The 19,111-nt window shown below is 45.4% G+C and carries 16 protein-coding genes; 5 read left to right on the forward strand and 11 right to left on the reverse strand.

The window, feature by feature from the left end:
* The first annotated feature begins 62 nt into the window (after positions 1-62).
* Positions 63-461 carry a GreA/GreB family elongation factor gene (locus tag ACO1NU_RS04615; RefSeq protein ID WP_448817292.1) on the forward strand — a complete coding sequence of 133 codons (399 nt, stop codon included), beginning with the start codon at positions 63-65 and terminating at the stop codon, positions 459-461.
* A gap of 4 nt (positions 462-465) precedes the next feature.
* On the opposite strand, the gene ACO1NU_RS04620 is transcribed toward ACO1NU_RS04615, so the two are convergent.
* Both ACO1NU_RS04620 and ACO1NU_RS04625 read right to left on the reverse strand, forming a co-directional pair.
* Positions 466-1,920, reverse strand: coding sequence for an RtcB family protein (locus ACO1NU_RS04620; protein ID WP_448817293.1), 1,455 nt, complete (start codon positions 1,918-1,920; stop codon positions 466-468).
* 83 nt (positions 1,921-2,003) lie between these two features.
* Positions 2,004-2,582 carry a GNAT family N-acetyltransferase gene (locus ACO1NU_RS04625; protein WP_448817294.1) on the reverse strand — a complete coding sequence of 193 codons (579 nt, stop codon included), beginning with the start codon at positions 2,580-2,582 and terminating at the stop codon, positions 2,004-2,006.
* Between the two features lie 75 nt (positions 2,583-2,657).
* On the opposite strand from ACO1NU_RS04625, the gene ACO1NU_RS04630 reads away from it, so the two are divergent.
* Positions 2,658-3,686, forward strand: a complete 1,029-nt coding sequence (locus tag ACO1NU_RS04630; protein WP_448817295.1) for a S66 peptidase family protein — start codon at positions 2,658-2,660, stop codon at positions 3,684-3,686.
* Positions 3,687-3,738: 52 nt separating this feature from the next.
* Here ACO1NU_RS04630 and ACO1NU_RS04635 read toward each other — a convergent pair whose 3' ends face one another.
* From ACO1NU_RS04635 to ACO1NU_RS04670, 8 genes are all read right to left on the reverse strand, one after another.
* A complete protein-coding gene (locus tag ACO1NU_RS04635; protein ID WP_448817296.1) occupies positions 3,739-6,174 on the reverse strand; it encodes a sugar-binding domain-containing protein in 2,436 nt (811 codons plus the stop codon).
* 146 nt (positions 6,175-6,320) lie between these two features.
* Complete coding sequence (locus ACO1NU_RS04640; RefSeq protein ID WP_448817297.1) at positions 6,321-7,184, reverse strand: OmpA/MotB family protein; 864 nt, start codon at positions 7,182-7,184, stop codon at positions 6,321-6,323.
* A gap of 91 nt (positions 7,185-7,275) precedes the next feature.
* Positions 7,276-8,019: an SGNH/GDSL hydrolase family protein gene (locus ACO1NU_RS04645; protein ID WP_448817298.1), complete on the reverse strand. Its 744-nt coding sequence runs from the start codon at positions 8,017-8,019 to the stop codon at positions 7,276-7,278.
* A 240-nt stretch (positions 8,020-8,259) separates the two neighbouring features.
* On the reverse strand, positions 8,260-8,637 hold the full coding sequence (locus ACO1NU_RS04650; protein ID WP_448817299.1) for a hypothetical protein: 378 nt from the start codon (positions 8,635-8,637) through the stop codon (positions 8,260-8,262).
* Positions 8,638-8,685: 48 nt separating this feature from the next.
* The gene (gene creD, locus ACO1NU_RS04655; protein WP_448817300.1) at positions 8,686-10,104 is read right to left on the reverse strand and encodes a cell envelope integrity protein CreD; all 1,419 of its coding nucleotides are present in this window, start codon (positions 10,102-10,104) and stop codon (positions 8,686-8,688) included.
* Between the two features lie 51 nt (positions 10,105-10,155).
* Positions 10,156-10,458 (reverse strand): winged helix-turn-helix domain-containing protein, encoded by a 303-nt coding sequence (locus ACO1NU_RS04660; RefSeq protein ID WP_448817301.1) that lies wholly within the window; start codon positions 10,456-10,458, stop codon positions 10,156-10,158.
* Positions 10,455-11,072 (reverse strand): hypothetical protein, encoded by a 618-nt coding sequence (locus ACO1NU_RS04665; protein ID WP_448817302.1) that lies wholly within the window; start codon positions 11,070-11,072, stop codon positions 10,455-10,457. The genes ACO1NU_RS04660 and ACO1NU_RS04665 overlap by 4 nt, the downstream gene beginning before the upstream one ends.
* A 99-nt stretch (positions 11,073-11,171) precedes the next feature.
* Positions 11,172-11,618 (reverse strand): hypothetical protein, encoded by a 447-nt coding sequence (locus tag ACO1NU_RS04670; protein ID WP_448817303.1) that lies wholly within the window; start codon positions 11,616-11,618, stop codon positions 11,172-11,174.
* Positions 11,619-11,896: 278 nt separating this feature from the next.
* Between ACO1NU_RS04670 and ACO1NU_RS04675 the strand changes: the two genes are divergently transcribed.
* On the forward strand, positions 11,897-12,787 hold the full coding sequence (locus ACO1NU_RS04675) for a glycoside hydrolase family 25 protein (RefSeq protein ID WP_448817304.1): 891 nt from the start codon (positions 11,897-11,899) through the stop codon (positions 12,785-12,787).
* Here the strand turns inward: ACO1NU_RS04675 and ACO1NU_RS04680 are convergent.
* Positions 12,784-15,186, reverse strand: coding sequence for a TonB-dependent siderophore receptor (locus ACO1NU_RS04680; protein WP_448817305.1), 2,403 nt, complete (start codon positions 15,184-15,186; stop codon positions 12,784-12,786). The two genes, ACO1NU_RS04675 and ACO1NU_RS04680, sit on opposite strands and share 4 nt — an antisense overlap.
* Positions 15,187-15,451: 265 nt before the next feature.
* Between ACO1NU_RS04680 and ACO1NU_RS04685 the strand changes: the two genes are divergently transcribed.
* Positions 15,452-15,970 (forward strand): YdeI/OmpD-associated family protein, encoded by a 519-nt coding sequence (locus ACO1NU_RS04685; RefSeq protein WP_448817306.1) that lies wholly within the window; start codon positions 15,452-15,454, stop codon positions 15,968-15,970.
* 47 nt (positions 15,971-16,017) lie between these two features.
* Positions 16,018-19,080: a PAS domain S-box protein gene (locus tag ACO1NU_RS04690; protein ID WP_448817307.1), complete on the forward strand. Its 3,063-nt coding sequence runs from the start codon at positions 16,018-16,020 to the stop codon at positions 19,078-19,080.
* The last annotated feature ends 31 nt before the right edge of the window (positions 19,081-19,111 follow it).

Consider the following 19,111-nt stretch of genomic DNA (forward strand, 5'->3'; position numbering starts at 1 on the left):
TGCAGGTGCCTCGCTATGCTCTTTAGCGAGCAATCTTTTTAATTCACATTAAACATTCATATATGACAACTACAACAAATCCTGCTGTAGACAGAATAGTTCTGTCTACAGGAATTTATGACCTTTTGAAAGAGCAGATCCGGAGGAGGAAACTGAGCAAGTTTAACGAGGAAAAGCTGGAGCGGGAGCTGAAAAATGCGATTCAGGTTTTAAGAAAAGACCTTCCGGCTGAAGTAGTAACTGTAGATACCCGCGTAACAGTAAAAGATCTGGAAAACGGTGAAGAACACACCTATAAGCTTGTTGCACCGGCCAGGGCGAGGAGAAAGCATGAAACCATGTCTATCTTATCACCGATCTCGGTAGCCATGTTGGGATATGCTGCAGGATCAGAGGTTCAGTGGGAGATGGCTGATGGTGTAAGAAGATATAAGATCATCGATGTTGCCCCTTTGAATTAGCACGCTAATCTTCAGGCCGTTCTTTAGGTGCGGCCATACGTACGATCCGGGGTTGGAACTTTGCGATGATCTCCACGAGATCGCTTTGTGCACTCATGACGGCGTGTATATCCTTATAAGCCATAGGAGCTTCATCCATGTCGCTGCCGATTAAAGTAATGCGTTTGTTTCGAAGTTCTTCAGCAATCAGCGCCCGGTCAAGTGTCCTGAACGCAGCATTTCGACTCATCAGTCGTCCTGCTCCATGGGAAGCAGAGTTTATGGCGGCCGCAACACCTTTACCACGAACCAGGAAGCCGGGCGTACTCATGCTTCCGGGGATAATACCCAGCACACCTGCGCCCGCAGGTGTTGCTCCTTTACGGTGTACCATCACAGGGGTTCCGTCATCAAGTGTTTCTTCCCAGGCAAAATTATGGTGATTTTCAATCCGTAGCAAGGGCTGCCGGTTCATTGCCTTCGCTATTTTGTTATGTATTTCGTGATGGTTGGCACTGGCATATTCGCCGGCGAGGTTCATAGCTATCCAGTATTCCTGTCCCGCTTCATCGTTAAGATCAAGCCAGGCGAGATGTTTGGCCTGAGCAGGCAGTCGGGTCTTATCCATCGCCACTTTAGAATAGTAATTGGCGATATTTCCGCCGAAGCCGCGGGATCCGGAATGGGAGAGAAGGGCCAGGTAATTACCGGGAGGCAGATCGAATTCAGAGCCGGTGAGGACCTGGAGCTCGCCCCATTCAACGAAATGGTTCCCAGTGCCGGAGGTGCCAAGTTGCGCGTAAGCTTTGTCTCTCAGGTCGCGGATGACTTTGGTTGCTTTCCAGGTGTTTTTGTCGAAAAGAGATGTATCGAAATGAGTCTTTGTGGTGCCGCCCATGCCGAAGACAGTATGCTTCAGAAGCATGCTCTTCAGCATATCTTTTTCATCGTCTACCATGTCTGATGGCATATCGAAGATGCTGAGGCACATTCTGCAGGCAATATCTACGCCCACGGCAAAGGGGATGATCGTGTTGCGGGTGGTTGCCAGTACGCCTCCGATGGGAAGGCCGTAGCCCTGGTGCGCATCGGGCATGAGAGCGCCTACGACGCTTACAGGCAGCTGCATAGCAGTCTTCATCTGATCAAGCGCCCCCTTTTCGATATGTTCAGCTCCGAAGATGGGAAAGTTACTCTGATCAGCCTTGAGAGGGATTTCCTGGTTAGCAGGCTGATTGAACAAACCCTGGCTACGCATGGTTAAAACCTGTTCTGCGAGGTCACTCCATTTGTCATTTTCGGCAGTGATGAATGTTCGGGGCTCTGAGATCAGCTTCTCCAGTTTGTTGATTATCTGAAGCTTGCTCATTGTGTTCTGCTTCAGTTGCTTGTTAGCTACACGGCTAAAGTCGGCCAGTAGCTTTGTATCCTCTATGCCGAGAGCTTTAAGTTCGTTATTGCTGATCTTGACTTTGCTCATCTTATTACTATTTGGTTAAGTGTTTCAGTGGTTCTCTGATTCCTTGAAATTGTTTTTCAAGTATAAAACAGCCCGGAGTTTGATCAGTTTGATGTATCGTGTTGATGATCCGCTCTAAAGGTCATGTGGATGTAGTCAATGTCCATGAACGGGCGTATTCCGTCAATCCTAAACCCCTGATGCTCATAGAAGCTTTTGGCTTTCGGCTTGTCCGGGTTCACAAGTAAGCCAATAGCCGGAAGGCCCAAAGTTAATCCCCATTCGATACCCGCCTGCAGAAGCTGTGTGCCAATGCTGGTTCCCTGTTGTTTCGGTGCTACGCTGATGGTGTCGATATAGAACTCGCCGGGCTCTGTTTCGTCGTTTATTTGGGGGGGCTGGATGCCGCCGAAGCTTAGGTAATCAAGAACAGGCTGCCTTAAGGCATGTAGTTTCGCACCATCATAGGCCGTCAGAGAGCCGACGACGCCATCTCTGCTCTCGAAGACGATTGTGTTTTGATAAGAGTATTGATTATCAGGCAGGCTGATGAAGCGCTGCAGGAGTGGTAGTTCTGAATATGCGTCAGCAGATCCGGTTAAATGTTGTATGACTTCTTCCATGGCCTGCATCATGAGGGGAGCGATTGCAAATGCGTCTGAAGGTCTGGCTTTCCTAATCATGCAGGTATAATAATAAAGTTGGAGTAAAGTTGAGCGTATTTTTCAATATTATTGTTACTTGTTCTCCTAATTACCATGAATCGAAAAAAATTTATTTCCTCCCTTTTCACTGCAGGTGCCCTGAGCATCGCTGCGCCCGTATGGGCTGAGTCGGGTGCTGCAGTCAGAAAGAAGCACCGCATCAAAGTTCCCGGATATCTGAAAGAAGGTGATCTCATCGGTATTACGAGTCCGGCGGGATACATAAGCCGCGAAGAGGTTGCTCCCTCTGTAGCGCTTATGGAAAGTTGGGGATTCCAGGTAAAAATCGGCGACAGCGTAGGAAGAAGAGACCATACATATGGGGGAACGGATGCAGAGAGGCGGGATGATCTTCAGCGCATGCTGGATGATGATGAGGTTAAAGCGATTATGTGTGCGAGGGGCGGATACGGTTTGGTGAGAATTGTAGATGAGCTCGACTTCAGCCATTTTAAGAAAGTACCTAAGTGGCTGATTGGCTTTAGTGATGTAACTGTACTCCATGGACATATCCACAACAATCTGGGCGTTGCTACCATACATTCAAAGATGTGCAACAGCTTCCCTTCAAACTGGCAGACGGCAACACCTATACAGATATCTACGATTCTCTCGATTCGCGATGCCTTGATGGGAACGAAGATGCAATACAGTGCAGCACGCGCGCTATCGAACAGATTAGGGACAGCGGAGGGCGTACTGGTTGGTGGAAATTTGAGCATCATTGAGACGCTTGCAGGTACAGCATCAGACCTGAATACCTACGGAAAGATCTTGTTTCTGGAGGATACCGGGGAAGAACTCTACAGCCTTGACCGCATGTTCTGGAACCTTAAGCGCACTGGGAAACTGGCAAACCTTGCAGGCCTGGTGGTAGGGGGCTTCAAACTTAAAGCGGAAGGAGCTGGAAGTGGTTTTGGTAAATCGATCTACGAGATCGTTATGGAGAAAGTTGAGGAGTATAATTATCCCATTTGTTTTGACTTCCCTGTGGGGCACCAGGTTAACAATTTTGCACTCAGATGCGGGACGAAACACCGGTTGGAAGTGCGGGTAGATGGATCTGGACTGGTATCTATATAAATGGGGACACCGGCTATGGGCAGGTGTCCCCGTTTATTTTTGTTAATCGACCTTACTTTACATCTATCGTCGTTGCAACGGTCTTTAACCAAGGAGAGGAGAAACGAACTTTTACCTGTCCGCTTTTTCCAGTAGCCTGAATATAGCTGAGGATCTTTCCGTGGTAAACGCGATGAACGTTGTCGGTATAATCAGACATGTCCTGGTTGTTACTTGCTTCCAGCCCTAGTAGGGTAGCAGGACCTTCGATTTCACAAGTTATTTCGTTATCGGATAACATGACAGGGATGCCATCTTCATCAACCACCTGTACATAGATCTGCGCTAATCCGCGGTCTCTGCTAATGGATTTTTCTCCGGCCTTGATGCTTAATGCATAAGGTTGTTTGGAGGAGCTGATGGTGTAGCGTGCAAGTTCTTCATTGTTCGCTCCCAAGGAAACCGCTTCCAGCGTTCCTGCTGTATACGGTATGTCCCAGGAGATAATTCCGTATTTGTCATCGAAGGATTTCTGTTCGCCTACAGTCTTTCCGTTTAGCAGAAGTTTGGCGCTTTTGCCGTTGGTATAGCAAACCACCCTGATTTTTTGGCCATCCTGGTAATTCCATATTGGCCAGGCATCCATTGATGGTTCATCATTTCCACGTCTTTTGCTTGTTGGAACCGGATAAGTACCTGCGTAGACCATTGGCTTATCAGACCAAAGAGACTGACGGAAAATACCTCTCGGTTTGATGAAGCCACCGAAGTCAAGCAATCCGGAATAAAACCCTCTTGAAGGCCATGCGCCTGACTCGCCAAGGTAATCGATCCCCGTCCACAGGAACTGACCGAAGATATGCTGATTATCTTTGACCGCTTTCCAGGCTTGATAATCATGTCTGTTTTCACTTCCATAGATCACACGCTTAGGATATTTTTTGTGGTCAGAATCATAGCGGTTTTCGGTGTAGTTGTATCCGGCAATATCCAGAGCACCCGGATATTCCGTTTCGTTAGACATTGCAACGCCAGCAAGGCCCGCTGTGACGGGACGCGACCGGTCGTATTGTTTAACAACTGCGACGAGGCGTTTAGCAATCACTCCCAGTTCATTAGCATCAGGAGCGTCCTTCTTGAAGCCACCGTACATGGCCTGAGTAAAGCCGCTGGCTTTTGTACCTGCGAGAATAGGGTGGGAGTACGGGTCATTTGGATAGTCAACCTCGTTGCCGATGCTCCAGGCAAACACGGAGAGGTGATTCCTGTCGCGCTTTACCATATCAGCCAGATCTTTTTCGCCCCACTCTTCGAAGAAATCAAATGTACCCTGGTAGCCCGGGGTGCCGACATTCCATCCTTCCAGCCATTTCCGTTTTGGGAACTTCCACTCGTCGAAAGCTTCATTCATAACCAGGAGCCCCATTTCATCACAAAGTTCATACAGTTCAGGTGCCTGCGGATTGTGGCTGGTACGGATGGCGTTGCAACCAAGATCTTTAAGAGTTTGCAGTCGTCGTCTCCAAACTTCGCGGGGTACTGCTGAGCCTAATACCCCGGCATCGTGGTGCAGGCATACGCCCTTCATTTTCATCCATTCATTATTCAGCGCAAATCCTTTATCCGGATCGAAGGTGAAAGTGCGGAAGCCCGTTTTTGTGGTGCTTTGATCAATAACTTTTCCGTTTTTACTTACTGTAGTTTTCAGCGTATAGAGGTGAGGATTGGTGATACTCCACAATGCCGGATTGCTTACTTTAAGGATCTGATTAACTTTTCCTTTGCCTTTAGCGGTCACTTTCAGGGTTTTGCTTCCTTTAGATACCGATTTTCCCTCGGGCGAGAATAACTCATTAGCGATGGTAAGGGCTGCTGTCTGGTTAGCATCATTGTCTATCTCCACTTCGATATTTAATGATGACTGCTGTTTGTTGACTACGGGATAGGCAAATACACCCCATTGGGCAATGTGTGTCGGGTTGGAATAGACAATCCAGGCGTCGCGATAAATCCCGGATCCGGTGTACCAACGTGAGTCTGCCGATTGACTGTGGTCAACCTTTACAGCAATCGCGTTTTCTTTTCCATAGGTGATGTAGGGCGTGATGTCATACATGAAAGAGATATATCCGTTCGGTCTTTTGCCAACAGACTGACCGTTGACGAATACCTCGCTGCGATTGTAGACTCCTTCAAAGTACAGGTAGACTTTCTGGCCTTTCATGGAAGCGGGCACAGAGAGGGATTTTCTATACCAGCCAATGCCGCCGGGGAGGTAGCCTGTAGCACTGGCAAGCGTCGGGCTTAATTGTGCTTTCACTGACCAGTCGTGGGGGAGGTTTACTGATTGCCATTTGCTGTCATCAAAGCCGGGCTTTGCCGCGTCTGGCGATTCCTGGAGACTAAACTTCCAGTCTGAAACAATCTTTTCAGGCTTTCCGAAGGACACCTGAGCTGTGGCGATACAGCAATAAAAGAATGAAAGGGCTAATAGACAAAGGAATTTCATTGATTTAATTGGTTATAGAGTATGACACAAATATCTCGGAAAACCTTCATCCCGGAGGGGGGTATATCGTAAAAATAGGGGGGAAATGTGCCAGAAACGACTGCTTCTGGCACATTTGTATAAGGTATCGGGTGGAATGTTTTTAATTATTCAGATTGCTGATCAGGGGCTTTACCGATCAGGTCCATAAACTGATCCAGTTTAGGAGTGATGATAATCTGCGTACGTCTGTTTTTTGCTTTACCTTCATTGGTGTTATTGTCGGCGATAGGATTATATTCCCCACGGCCACCAGCGGTGAGACGCTTGGGATCTACTCCATAGTTTTTCTGTAAAGCCTGAACTACGGAAGAAGCTCTTAATGCACTTAGATCCCAGTTGTTACGGATGTTTGATTGAGAAATTGGTACGTTATCGGTGTTACCTTCAATCAGAACATCATAGTTGTTATAATCTTTAATGATCTTGGCGATCTTACTAAGTGTTTCACCTGCTCTGCTGGAGATCTCGTAACTTCCGGAATTGTAGAGCATGTTGTCAGACAAAGAGATGTAGACAACACCCTTTAATACCTGCACGTTAACATCTTTCATCTCCTGCTGATTGAGTGATCTGGTCAGATTGTTGGTGAGCACAAGGTTCAGTGAGTCGCTCTTGTTCTTGGTGTTTACCAATTGCTGGATGTATTTATTCGAACTGTTGATCTCGTCTACCAGCTTGGAAATATTTACATTGCCCTGGTTACTTGAGTTCAGGCATTTGTTGAGTGCTTCCTGCAGCGACTTCAGATTGGCTCTTTCGGCTGAAAGTTGTTCCTCCAGGCTTTTTACCCGGTTGCCGGAGACCGCCAGATTCCTTTCAGTAAGGAGGTATTTCTGCCGCACTTCGCGGGTATCACTCTCCAGTTTATCGTAACGGCTTTGTAAAGTGCTATACTTTTTGTTGCTTACACATCCCTGCAGCACGGCGGATATCGCTATTGCAGCTATAATGGATAATCGGGTTTTCATATACTTTACCTTTTTAAGTTTAACAATACCCACTTAACTGCTTTTGAAACTCAAATGTTTAGTGCTTTGGTGTAATGTGTTGTAAGTCAGTTCATAAGTTTGCTGTCTCAATCCACTGTCGTGCCATTAGTTCGTGACCAGCAGGCATAGGATGAATGCCGTCCCAGATCCAATGATCTGCCGGGGCCTTTTGTAGAGCTGCGTTGAAGTGGCTTTGATAAGGGATGTAAACAGCATTGAATTCAGCTGCCAGGTCTTTTGCGGCTTCTTGCCGTGCAGAAATGCAATCGTACCATTTGCTCCAGCTTTCTTTCACTCTCCCTACAGGAAGGATAAAGGGTTCGCCTATTATCAGCTTCAACTTGGGGAGTTGAGATTTCGTTTCTGTAATGAGCTTGCGATATCGACTAGCATATGAACTGGCGCTGAAATCTGATCGTCCATCTATTTCTGCATTGGCATCGTTTACACCGATCAGAATGCTCAAGATATCGGGAGCGAGATCGATCGTGTCCTCTTTCCATCGTGCGGCGAGGTCAGGAACAGTGTTTCCACTAACACCCCGGTTAAAGAACTGATAGTCGATTGCGGGCTGTTCGAAGCCGAGCCGGCCCGCTATGATGAAGGCATATCCGTGACCCATAACATGGTTCCAGTCATGGTTTCTGCTTCGTCCTCCATCGGTTATGGAATCACCCTGAAAGAGAATTCTGCTGGGGAGGACGGCAGCAGAACTGCTTCTGCGCGCCGTCGCCAGGGCTTTAGACCCGAGAAAAGATGATGTTCCAATCAAGGCGGAGGCTTTGAGGAAATACCTTCGGTTTACGCGCTTCATATGCTTGTTCTTTACTCTAATTTAGCTGTTCATATACCAGCGGACAAACTTTGAAGCGTCTTTGATGTTAATCTAGCAAAAAACCAAAAGATATGAATGGATTCTTCAAAACGCTGATTGCCGGTTATGGCGCAAAGAAACTGGGTGGTGGCTGTCTGTCAACCATCGCTATATTCGTAGTGATTTACATGCTACTGGGGCAGTGTAACTAACGAAGCAGAATTGATTCTATCGTTAGCTCTATTCTACGATATCTGCTTTCTTTATCGGCATCTTGTAGTAATGTTGCGAACTAGAATCCCATTTAACTACAAGGATCTTTGAGTTACTTTTATCTCGGAGGATCGGCATTTTGAAAGTCAAGCCCGGGCTTTTGCTAGCCCGAGGTGGCGATTGTAGATAGCTCTGAACACGGATTGTATCCGGCATGGTAACACCCGACTGAGCAGGCTTCTGTCGGGTGTTACCATTGGTTTGAGAGTATCCCTCAACCGGATACCACAAGAGGGCGATCTGTACCGCCAAATATAGCGACATTTTCATGCTTTGAAGATGCAGAGATCCGCGACTTTCCATACCGCTCAAAAAACTTTGTGTACGTAGGAAAGGTGCCGGCATATTTTTGAATTTTTACCTGACATCTTTCCAACGTTTGCTTCGGTTTTATCACTCAGGTTCACTATTCGACCTTCGGCTCCAATCCATTTTTGCAGAAAGGTACATCATGATCGCTACAGTGACAAAGAGGCCAATGCTTCCGAAGATAAGTGCGAGGTCTTGTAATTGTATGATTACGAAGATGAAAATGTAGAAAACAGAGAGAATGCTGCCAAAGATCAACGCAGCATTGAGTCTGCGCAGAAGCATGGATATGAAAGTGCTGATCAGGCCTACAGTAGATACAGATGCTATCAGATACGCTTTGTTGAAGCCAATTTGTTCGCTAAAGGCGAGAAGAAGAGTGTAGTAGATTGTCATAGCGGCTCCTACGAGTATATACTGCAGGATGTGGACCGGTTTCTTGTTCAGAATTTCGGTAAAGAATAGGGAAACAAAGGTCAGTAGGATGATGAGGAATGAATATTTGGCTGATCGCATCGTCTTCTGATACTGGTCTATTGGTAGGAGAAACTTAACACCAAAAAAGGCCTCGTTAACCTTCTTTTCGGCCGATACATCAGTAGCAGGAGCAGGCGTTCCGCTTGGGTTCAATGGTGCATTCAGATTTGTGTTGTCAGCAATCCACTGCTGAGGGTAGGGGCGGTTGAAATAGGGGATTTTCCATAGGGCGCTAAATTCTTTCTTACCTAAATTTGAATTGTCGGGTAGGTATCTGCCTGTGAAACTAGGATTTGTCCAAACGCCTCTGACTTTCACTTCACTTGTTTTTCCAAGAGGCATAAAATTCAGTTCCGTACTTCCGCGCAGATCGAGCCGGAATTTAAAAGGCAGGGATGTTCTCTTGTCCTTGCTCAGGTCGGGTAGAACGACCAGGTTATTGCTGAACAACTCCAGATTAGAGAAATCAGGTTCGACGGAGTATAAATCATCTGCAAGTTGGATAGTGGGATTGTTCTTCAATCCTTTCAGGTCACTAAGACCGATGACAACTTTTGCCTTTTCCCAGATGATCCGATCAGGATGGATTCCCGATTTCGCCAGTTCAAGCGGACTGAAGTCGCCTGAAACATTTATTTCTGCGTTATAGACTACCGCATCGAATATACCCCGATGTCGTTTTTCAGGCTTTACTTCCGAGTCGATGTTCAGTCGCTCGGGCAAAATATACACGTTGGTGATGACTTGTTGATTAGAAACTTTTCCCGATGCATCGGTGAGTTTTTCTGTTGTGCGGTAGGGGAGAATCATTACAGGGCCTTGAAGAAGCTGGCTTGCTGACCATTTATCGGATATTTCTTCAACTACTTCTTCCTGACGGGATTGTCTTTCTCTGATGAGGCTTTGAATCCATTCGGAGGGAATGAGAAGCAAGAGTGTTAAGAACCCGATAGTTGCTACCTTAAACAGAACGGAATCACCGATCCAGGAGACGAGCGTTGTTGGTTTGTGGGGATTAGTTTCCATGATTTTAGATTTATAAAGTACTTTGCAATTCAGAGTAAATAGATAAAAAAATTATATTTTCTGTTGTTTGATTAAGTTTTCAAGCGCTTCAAGATGTTTACTAAAAGCCCGACGACCTGGTTCTGAGACTCGGTATTGCGTATTTGGCTTGCGCCCAATGAAACTCTTCGAGACGATGATATATTCTTCTTTCTCAAGAGCCTTCAGGTGAGAAGCCAGGTTGCCATCGGTAGCAGCTAAAAGCTCCTTTAGCGAATTGAAGTCATAACTTTCATTCGCTACCAGTACACTCATGATCTGAAGCCGTAGCCTGTTTTCAAAGGCTTTGTCAAATTGTTCAAGAGATATCTTCACTGCTTGTATTTGAAGTGCATAATAAAACCATATAAAATATGGAGTATTCCGAAACCGAGGATCCAGGAGATAAATGAGAACTGCGGGAACAGAGCAGAAACCAGTCCCAGAAGAATTTCAAATAGTCCCAACCATTTTACGTCTGAAAAAGTATACTGACTCCCGGATACCAGTGCTAAGCCGTAGAAAATAAGTGTGGAAGGAATAATCAAGGTGTATTCTCCCCGCAAAAGTAATATGATGATGAAGATACCTCCTGTAAGAAGCGGAAGGGAAAGGTTGGTTAATAGCCTCTTACTTCCCGGGTGCCAGAATGGCTCACCTTTCTTTATCGATTGCCGTCGTGTGAGAATGATACAGGTGGTAATTGAAAGAACAAGAACAGCAATGGCAATGAAAAAAAGCTGCGTGATAATGACACCCTCGTACCGATAGCCACTATCTGCCAGTCCATTGCTGTGAGACTGTACAAGCCTTTGCGCAGAAAATGCTCCAACAAGGGCATACACACCAGCCATAACGCCCGAGAGTCCACTCAAAGAAATGAACTTGGATGATCGCTCCATGAGTGACCTTATGGAGGAAAGTTCTGAATAGATGCTATCTTCTTTCATTAAAGTACTTTGTTGTTCAAAGTAAAATATTATAATCGACATATGCAATAGCTTCTGAAGCAAAAGAGCTCAGACGCATGCAGCAATCTTATAGATTCTTTACGGAACAATCTTTTTCAGGTCTGGATGATATGTGAAGTAGGTATCATTTGTCGCTTTGCCAGTCTCATGAACTGTGATAGCAGTGCTTGTGTTTTCGATGAACTCTACCGAAATTCCCTTCTGTTTGGAGTCGTAGACCTTGATTGTATCCTTGGAGGACTGGTTTGAGTATTGCGCCACTAATGCTAAATCCGGATAGGCATTCTTGAAATCCGCGTATGTGCTACCGACGCCTAATCCGGCTTCTGTTTTAAACCGCTTAGCAGTGGTCCGAATCTGCTTGACATCATGAGCCATCATCGAGCTGTCTTTATAGGAAGAGTAGATGGCGATCTCGGTTCTTTGCTGATCAGATGAATCGGTGTCGTACCAGATACCCCAGGCTTTTCCCATTGCAGCATCTCCGGCATCGGGCTTGCCCAAAGCCTGAGAAACGAGCTGCATATCCTGTTTTATAGATATGGTGCCGATTGATTTGCCTGGTATAACCAGAATAGAACTGTCCGGTGAACTCACTTGCGTACTGCGTGTACTATCTGCAGCTGAACTTTTTGATCCTTGTGTCCCAGATTGGCACGAAATGAAAAACGGCACAATAAAGAATGCCTGTAGATGCTTAAATTTCATTTTAGACAAACGCATAAAAGCCCTTTCCTGTTTGATTTTACGATAGAAGCATGATCTCGCAAATAGATTAGTTCATCTTTTTTACATTTGCAGAAGTGTCAGCGAAAACAAACACATCACAGCGTAAGCGTCCTGTACAAAAGGGGAGACGGAGTTCCAAAACTAAGACAAGGAAGAAGAATAGCGGCCGCTGGTCGAATTTTTCAAAGTTCATTGTTGCAGCGATTATTCTGGTTCTGTTATCACCATTCTACTACGGCTATGTATTGAAAACGTTTACCTCAACCTGGCAGTGGATAAAAGACATCGGTGAAAATCCTCACTATCGTTCTTATTCGGAATTTGGAATTAAGATCCCGAAAAGCTATGCTATTCATGGAATTGACGTGTCTTACGCACAGGGACAGATCGACTGGCACAAAGTACGGGAGATGAAAGACGAGGATGTTTCGATCAGCTTTGCTTTTATAAAAGCAACAGAAGGAGTCCTGACAATTGACCCGTATTTTAAAAGGAACTGGCGCGAAGCCGCGAAAACCGGATTAGTATGTGGAGCGTATCATTATTTCAGACCAAAGAAGAGTGGAAAACAGCAGGCTCGTTTTTTCCTCCAAACTGCAACGGTAGAGCAGGGAGACCTGCCTTTAATAGTAGATGTAGAGACGCTTGACGGAAAAACCCCTGAGGTAATGCGTAAGGAGCTCAGCGCATTTGTAGATCATATTGAGGCCAAAACAAAGACTAAGCCTATTATCTACTCTGGACTGAGCTTTTACCACGATTACCTTCAGGGATATTTCGATGATCACCTATTATGGATTGCTCATTATCATCAGGAAAAGCTTAAGATCCGAACAGCAGGATCCTGGCACTTTTGGCAGCATTCTGATAGAGGTAGGGTCAATGGGATCAATCACGCTGTCGACTTTAATGTTTTCAACGGCGATAGCTCTTCGTTCAGAAAACTCCTGATCAAAGCGAACTAGAAGCGGTAAGTAACGCTTCCCGACGCAGTACGTGGCTTCATCGGTTCCAGGGTTGTCCAGCCTCTATAGTATTCCTTATTTGTCAGATTGTCCACCTTGAAACCGAAAGAAAATGGACCGCTTCCATAAGATAATGACGCATTCAGAATGGTATAGACAGGTAAAGTGAACACACCAACAGTAGCATCATTCACAATGCTGTTTTTGCCGCTGTGAGTTCCGCCAATTCCAAAGCCAAGACCTTTTGCGGTGCCCTGCTGTATTTTGTAGCTGGCCCACAAGTTCACCATATCTTCCGGTCCTGCACTTACAGGTCTCCTGCCTTCTACGTTTGCATCAGCATTGGTCAACTTACTTTTGTTTTTTGAGTAGCCGGCGATTAAATTGAAGCCCGGCGCTGGGTTGGCAATAACCTGAGCTTCGAGGCCGCGGCTATACTGATTTCCTCCCTGCGTGTACTGGTTCATACCTGTACTCAGGATGATATTCGAGACTTTGATATCGTAGTAGCTGAGCGATCCGGAGAGCTTCCCACGAAACAGATCGGCCTTTATACCTCCCTCAAACTGATTAGCATGCTCAGGTTCAAAGCTGGTGACTACGTTCGTTCCATTAACCTCCTGATTTCTGGGAGCTTCATTCTTAAAGCCATTCATATAGTTTCCAAAAATAGAAAGCTTATCCTGCAGAACCTGATATACCAGTCCAAACTTTGGCGATAAGGCCGTTTGTGAATACTTATCAGCATCCGTCATGCTCAACCCGCCATTTCTAAAATGATCGATGCGTAAGCTTGCCATGGCGGAAAGTTTAGGTGTGATGTTGATGACATCGGAGATATAGGCACTGTATACCTGCTGTGTAGTTCTCGTGCTTCCACCGTAGCCGGCGGCTGCGATTGCTGTATCTGCCCTTTGCGAGGTAAGGTTTTCCGGACTATCTACCAATGGATTAACCTGTCCCATAGCTGCATAGTTGGAACTATTGTTTATAGAAGTGTTATTAAAATAGTCGAGGCCTGCTACGATCCGGTTACGGATATTTCCTACGTTGAAGTCGCCTGTGAAGTTTTGCTGAATGTCTGTCGTCTCTGTAGTGGAGTTTTGGTCTGTGATATACCGGGTGAAGATTCCGCTGCCTCGTTTAGCAGTTCCGTTCAGAGACTCAATCCCTTCATACAAGTAGGTATAATAGCCTGCGGATCTTGCAGTACCCCGGGAGATAAGCGTCTGTGACTTCCACTGTTCAGATAGTTTGTATTCCATTTGCGCCTGAATACTGGTGACAGGGTTTTTCATAGTCAGGCTGTTGCTTGTATATGATCTGCGATTATTATAGCCAAGCTCTTCGGGAGACTCCGATCTCAAAGCAGCGCTTCTGCTGAAGAAGAGCATCGTGGGATTAGTTCCTTCTGAGCTAAGGAATTGCGCATTTAATAGAAATGATAGTCGATCTGAGACCTGATAGCTCAGAGAAGGAGCAAAGAAAAGTGATTTTCTAAATCCCGCGTCCTGAAAGCTGTTCTCGTCATGATAAGCTGCATTCATTCTGAACAAGACCTTCTTTTCTGCATCCAAAGGCGTGTTTACATCAGCAGATATGCGGTTCAGTCCATAGCTTCCCGCCACATAGTTCACTTCCGCCAAAGTTTGCATGAAAGGTTGCTTTGTTACTGTATTGATCAGTCCACCGTAGGAGATCAGGCTGCTCCCAAACAGGGTTCCGGAAGGGCCCTTGATCACCTCTATACGTTCGATATTCGAGACATCGAGGCTACCATTGGTAAGGCCGGGCAGTCCGTTGACCAGCGTCGGTTGAACAGCAAATCCCCTCAATGAGAAGTATCCGGCTCCATCTCCCGCTCTGCCGGTAGAAGACCAGAGTTTATCAATCCCAGGAGCATTTTTAAGTGCATCATCCAAATTCGTCACCAACTGCTCTGTCAGCAGTTCTTTTGGAATTACCGAATAAACTTGAGGGTTCTCCACATTCTTCAGTGGCATTTTAGAAACAAATTCGCTCTCAGCGACGAAGAACTTGTTTTTCTTACCGCCGCTTATGACTACCTCTTTCAATTGCTGATTAGAAGCTTGTAATGAAATGTTGAGCGAAACCACAGATCGAGCTATAACCGTAACCTGAGAAGAACTTGGTGCGAGTCCGATCATTTTAGCAGTAACGGTATGGGTACCTGCTGGCACATTCCTCAAGGTGTAGGCACCATTATTGTCCGTCAAAGCACCCGTAATGCCCTTTATTGAGATTTCAACAACTTCGGCAGGAACGCCGTCTGAGGTTCTCACGAAGCCTTTTATAGTACCGGTGTTTTGAGCGAAAGCCAGCGAGGTGATTAGCATCAGCGCTAATGATGCCAGATAAATTTTGTAAGTGTTTAGCATGTTATTTAGAATGATTTTAAACACCAAACATAGCAGAAGATTTCTTTTGTGTAACAATATTGTTTAGTATCGATCTAAATAAGACAAAACTGTGACAAATGTAATTCGCCTGATTCATGTTGTTCTTCTGCTTGATAGCCGCCTTGAATATTGATTATCTCTGGGATGAAATACTTGATTCAAAAGGAGATATGTAGGTCAACTTATGGGATTTTTGTTCAGTTTAAAAGTATTTCACACCTTGTCCAGTAAAAGCGATACAACTATGAACAAGTTCACTGCAGTACTGGAGATCATTGGAATTAATCCTTACGTTTTAGTGCCGGAAGCTGTTCTGGACTACATATTTCAGCAAGCCGGGAAGGACAAAGGCCATATTCCGATCTGCGGTGACATCAACGACAAGCCATATAGACAGACCCTGGTGAAATATAGCGGACAATGGAGACTCTATGTTAACACTACAATGCTCAAAAACTCGCCTAAACGTATAGGTGAGAAGTTGGACATCAGTATTCAGTTTGATCCGGAGAGTAGAGTAATAGAACTTCCTGAAATATTGAGGGAGAGATTAGAAGCGAATAAACAAGCTTACGAAATATATGAGGGGCTCTCTGCCTCGATGAAAAAAGAAATATGCAGGTACCTTACCAATTTAAAGACTAAAGAAGCTTTAGAGCGGAACGTAGACAGAGCAATAGACTTTCTTCTTGGTCGGGGGACATTTGTCGGCAGGAGACTGTCTGCCAGTGAGTTTAGGCTCCCCGAGAACCCGAAAAGTTAAAACAAAATGATGTGTCAGGCGTTGTTCTAGCTGTAGGATGTGGAGATATGGAAAACGCAGAGCAATATTATCGAATATTCGAGTTGTCGCCTGTCCCAACAATGATCCTGTCGGGTGTCTATCCTCGCATCTTCATCAAAGAAGTGAACAAAGCCTACCTTGCTTTGACGGGAGAAGTTCGAGAGCAAGTTGCAGATAATCTGGTGTTTGTGCCTGGTAATCTGACAAATAGTGGCTATCGAATTCCTTATTTCTCCTCCCAAAATAGCTCCTTTGAAAGGGTATATACCGAGAAGATAGCCGTCAAAACCCAGTCCGAGAAATTTATCCCGCCCGCTGCTATTGAGCCGAAAGCCGTCTGTTATGAAGCTACAGATACTCCCGTGCTAACCGGAGATGGGGAAGTCGATTTTGTTATACGCACTCTGCAAGACGTAACAGCTTTTGTTGAAGCTCTTGAGAGAGAAGAGGAAAAAGAAAGCCAGTTTGAAGAACAGCGGTGGCTTTCGCAGGAAGCTCAAAAAGTAGCGAAGATTGGCCGCTGGGAGATGGACAAAAATAACCGGTTTACATGGTCCGATGTCCATTACGAAATCATGGAGGTAGAGCCGGGTACGGAGATAACGGTCGACTTTGGAGTTACTCTGTTAAAGACACAAGAGGATAGGGACACGTTTGAAGAACTTTATAAAAAGGCAATTACCACAGGGGAGTATTTCAATGTCGACTTAAATATCCTCACTCCTAAAGGTAGTGAACGATGGATCAGATACACGGGTAGAGGAGAGTTAAAAGATGGTGAGTTTGTCAGAATGTATGGAATCGGACAGGACATAACGGACCAAAAGAGAACCGAACTGCAGCTGCGCTACTCACAGGATCAGATTGAAACGCTTATTCAAACGGTTGACGGTATCGTGTTTGAAAGTGACGCTCAAACCTTGGAATTTCTCTTTGTAAGTGAACAGATAGAAGACCTGCTAGGCTATTCTCCGGAAGAATGTGTCCATCAACCTGGTTTTATTGATAGATTGCTTTTTCCCGATGACCGGGAAGAGATCCTGAAAATGTCCTTCCAGAGAATTCAGACTCAGACGAACTATACCGGAGATTACCGGGTCCTGCGAAAAGATGGCTCAGTTGTCTGGATGAATGTGTCTATTTCCGTGATACGCGAGAACGACACTCCAAGATGGCTGAGGGGTTTGATGATTGATATTACCGCTGCGAAGCGGATCTCCGAACTTGAACACGTTGAGAAAAAGGTACTTGAGCTGAATGCAAGCCCCTTCGAAGACACTGTCACGCTGCTAAAAAGCTATCTACAGGGACTCGAATCCATTTTTCCTGAGATGATATGTGCTATCATGCGTGTAAAACGCGGACACTTATATAATTGGGCGAGTGTGTCTTTACCCCCCGAATACGAGAAGAGGATCGACCAGCTTCCAATCGCCGATAACATGGGTTCATGCGGTACCGCAGCCTACACAAATAGCAAAGTAATAGTAAGCGATATCGCTAACGATCCCAGATGGGCCCAGCACAAAGATTTTGCTTTGAGGAGCAAGCTTCTTTCCTGCTGGTCACAGCCCATTACAAACGTCGATGGAGGCGTTATTGCTACCCTGGCAATGTATTACAAAACGGTTAAGTCTCCCACTCAAGAAGAGATCAAAGTGATTGACAGAACGGTTCATCTGCTTCAGGTGATTCTTCAGGATCGTCGGAACCGCGAGCTTTTGGAGGAAGCCAATTTCCTGATGAGACAAAGCCAGGAACTAGCTCATTTTGGAAGTGTGCAGTTCGATTTGGAAACCCGGCAGTTATCATGGTCACGGGAGCTTTACCATATTTTCGGGCTTCCCGAAGATGTCGAACCTACCATAGATCTCTACCAAAATTGCTTGCATCCTGAGGATAAAGATCAGGTCCTCGCCAATATAAAGCGATTTCTGCGCACGAAGGAAGATTATGTTGGGGAGGAGAGAATCATCCACCCCGAACTAGGAGTAAGGTACTTGAAAACATGGGGGCGAGTCAGAGCGAACGAGGCAGGGGAGTTCACGAAGGTGATAGCAGCCTATATGGATATTACAGAAAGCAAAAAAATACAGGAAAAGCTCCTAATGAGTGAAGGTCGGTTGAGGAGTCTTGTCGATTCACAAACAAACTATGTAATCCGCGTAGACTTCAATGAACAATACACTTATGCAAACAAAAAATATATAGAAGACTTCGGTCTTGAATCATCAGAAACCCTCGGGGCCAATGCCATGTCGTCGATACTCCCGTCTTATAGGTCCCAGGTAGAGGATATTTGCAAGAAGGCTATTGAAAATCCAAACGAAATATATGAGCTGGAGATTGAGAAGTACACTAAGAGCGGTAGCATCAAACACTCCTTCTGGCATTTTATCTGTCTGACCAATTTAAAAGGTGAGCCTACGGAGATCCAATGTATTGGCATCGACATCTCAGATAGAAAGAAAGCCGAAGATGAAAGGGAACGGAAGTCGCTTGAACTTTTGGAGTCTGAAAGGAGATATAGCGACCTTTTTCATTTAAGCCCGCAACCGATGTGGGTATATGACCCGGATACGCTACACTTTCTGGACGTCAATAACGCCGCTATTCAACAGTATGGCTATCCCAGAAATCAGTTTTTGTTAATGACGATGAGAGATATTAAACCTTTACGCCGTGTGCCCGAACTGGATGACATTAATCGCAAGAAGCAACAAGCCTTTTTTGGCGGTATGGTGACTCATAGGTTGAGAAGCGGTGAGCTCATTCAGGTGGATATGAAGCGAAGCATGATTCCTTTTAACGGTAAAATGGCACATTTGGTACTGGCGATCAATATCACCGATCGTTTGGAGTACATGAAGGCTTTGGAGGTACAGAACGAACGACTAAAGGAAATTGCCTGGATACAGTTGCACGTAGTAAGAGCGCCGCTGGCACGCATTATGGAGCATATAGAAGCTCTTGAAAGCTATGAATCTGATCAGACAGATCGAAGCCTGCTCCTTAAAGGTATCTTGTCCTCAGCGCATGATCTGGACGCTGTTATTAAAGATATCGTTCGGAAAGCTGAACAGATCTGAATAAGTTGATTTAGATTTCTTATTTTAATCC

The organism is Arcticibacter sp., assembly GCF_053551015.1.

Excerpts from the sequence above, each read along its gene's own strand:
- ACO1NU_RS04625 (WP_448817294.1), bottom strand. The coding sequence starts at position 2,582 with ATGATTAGGAAAGCCAGACCTTCAGACGCATTTGCAATCGCTCCCCTC.
- ACO1NU_RS04615 (WP_448817292.1), top strand. The coding sequence starts at position 63 with ATGACAACTACAACAAATCCTGCTGTAGACAGAATAGTTCTGTCTACA.
- ACO1NU_RS04640 (WP_448817297.1), bottom strand. The coding sequence starts at position 7,184 with ATGAAAACCCGATTATCCATTATAGCTGCAATAGCGATATCCGCCGTG.
- ACO1NU_RS04690 (WP_448817307.1), top strand. The coding sequence starts at position 16,018 with ATGGAAAACGCAGAGCAATATTATCGAATATTCGAGTTGTCGCCTGTC.
- ACO1NU_RS04650 (WP_448817299.1), bottom strand. The coding sequence starts at position 8,637 with ATGCCGGCACCTTTCCTACGTACACAAAGTTTTTTGAGCGGTATGGAA.
- creD (WP_448817300.1), bottom strand. The coding sequence starts at position 10,104 with ATGGAAACTAATCCCCACAAACCAACAACGCTCGTCTCCTGGATCGGT.
- ACO1NU_RS04630 (WP_448817295.1), top strand. The coding sequence starts at position 2,658 with ATGAATCGAAAAAAATTTATTTCCTCCCTTTTCACTGCAGGTGCCCTG.
- ACO1NU_RS04685 (WP_448817306.1), top strand. The coding sequence starts at position 15,452 with ATGAACAAGTTCACTGCAGTACTGGAGATCATTGGAATTAATCCTTAC.
- ACO1NU_RS04680 (WP_448817305.1), bottom strand. The coding sequence starts at position 15,186 with ATGCTAAACACTTACAAAATTTATCTGGCATCATTAGCGCTGATGCTA.
- ACO1NU_RS04635 (WP_448817296.1), bottom strand. The coding sequence starts at position 6,174 with ATGAAATTCCTTTGTCTATTAGCCCTTTCATTCTTTTATTGCTGTATC.
- ACO1NU_RS04645 (WP_448817298.1), bottom strand. The coding sequence starts at position 8,019 with ATGAAGCGCGTAAACCGAAGGTATTTCCTCAAAGCCTCCGCCTTGATT.
- ACO1NU_RS04670 (WP_448817303.1), bottom strand. The coding sequence starts at position 11,618 with ATGCAGCTCGTTTCTCAGGCTTTGGGCAAGCCCGATGCCGGAGATGCT.
- ACO1NU_RS04665 (WP_448817302.1), bottom strand. The coding sequence starts at position 11,072 with ATGAAAGAAGATAGCATCTATTCAGAACTTTCCTCCATAAGGTCACTC.
- ACO1NU_RS04620 (WP_448817293.1), bottom strand. The coding sequence starts at position 1,920 with ATGAGCAAAGTCAAGATCAGCAATAACGAACTTAAAGCTCTCGGCATA.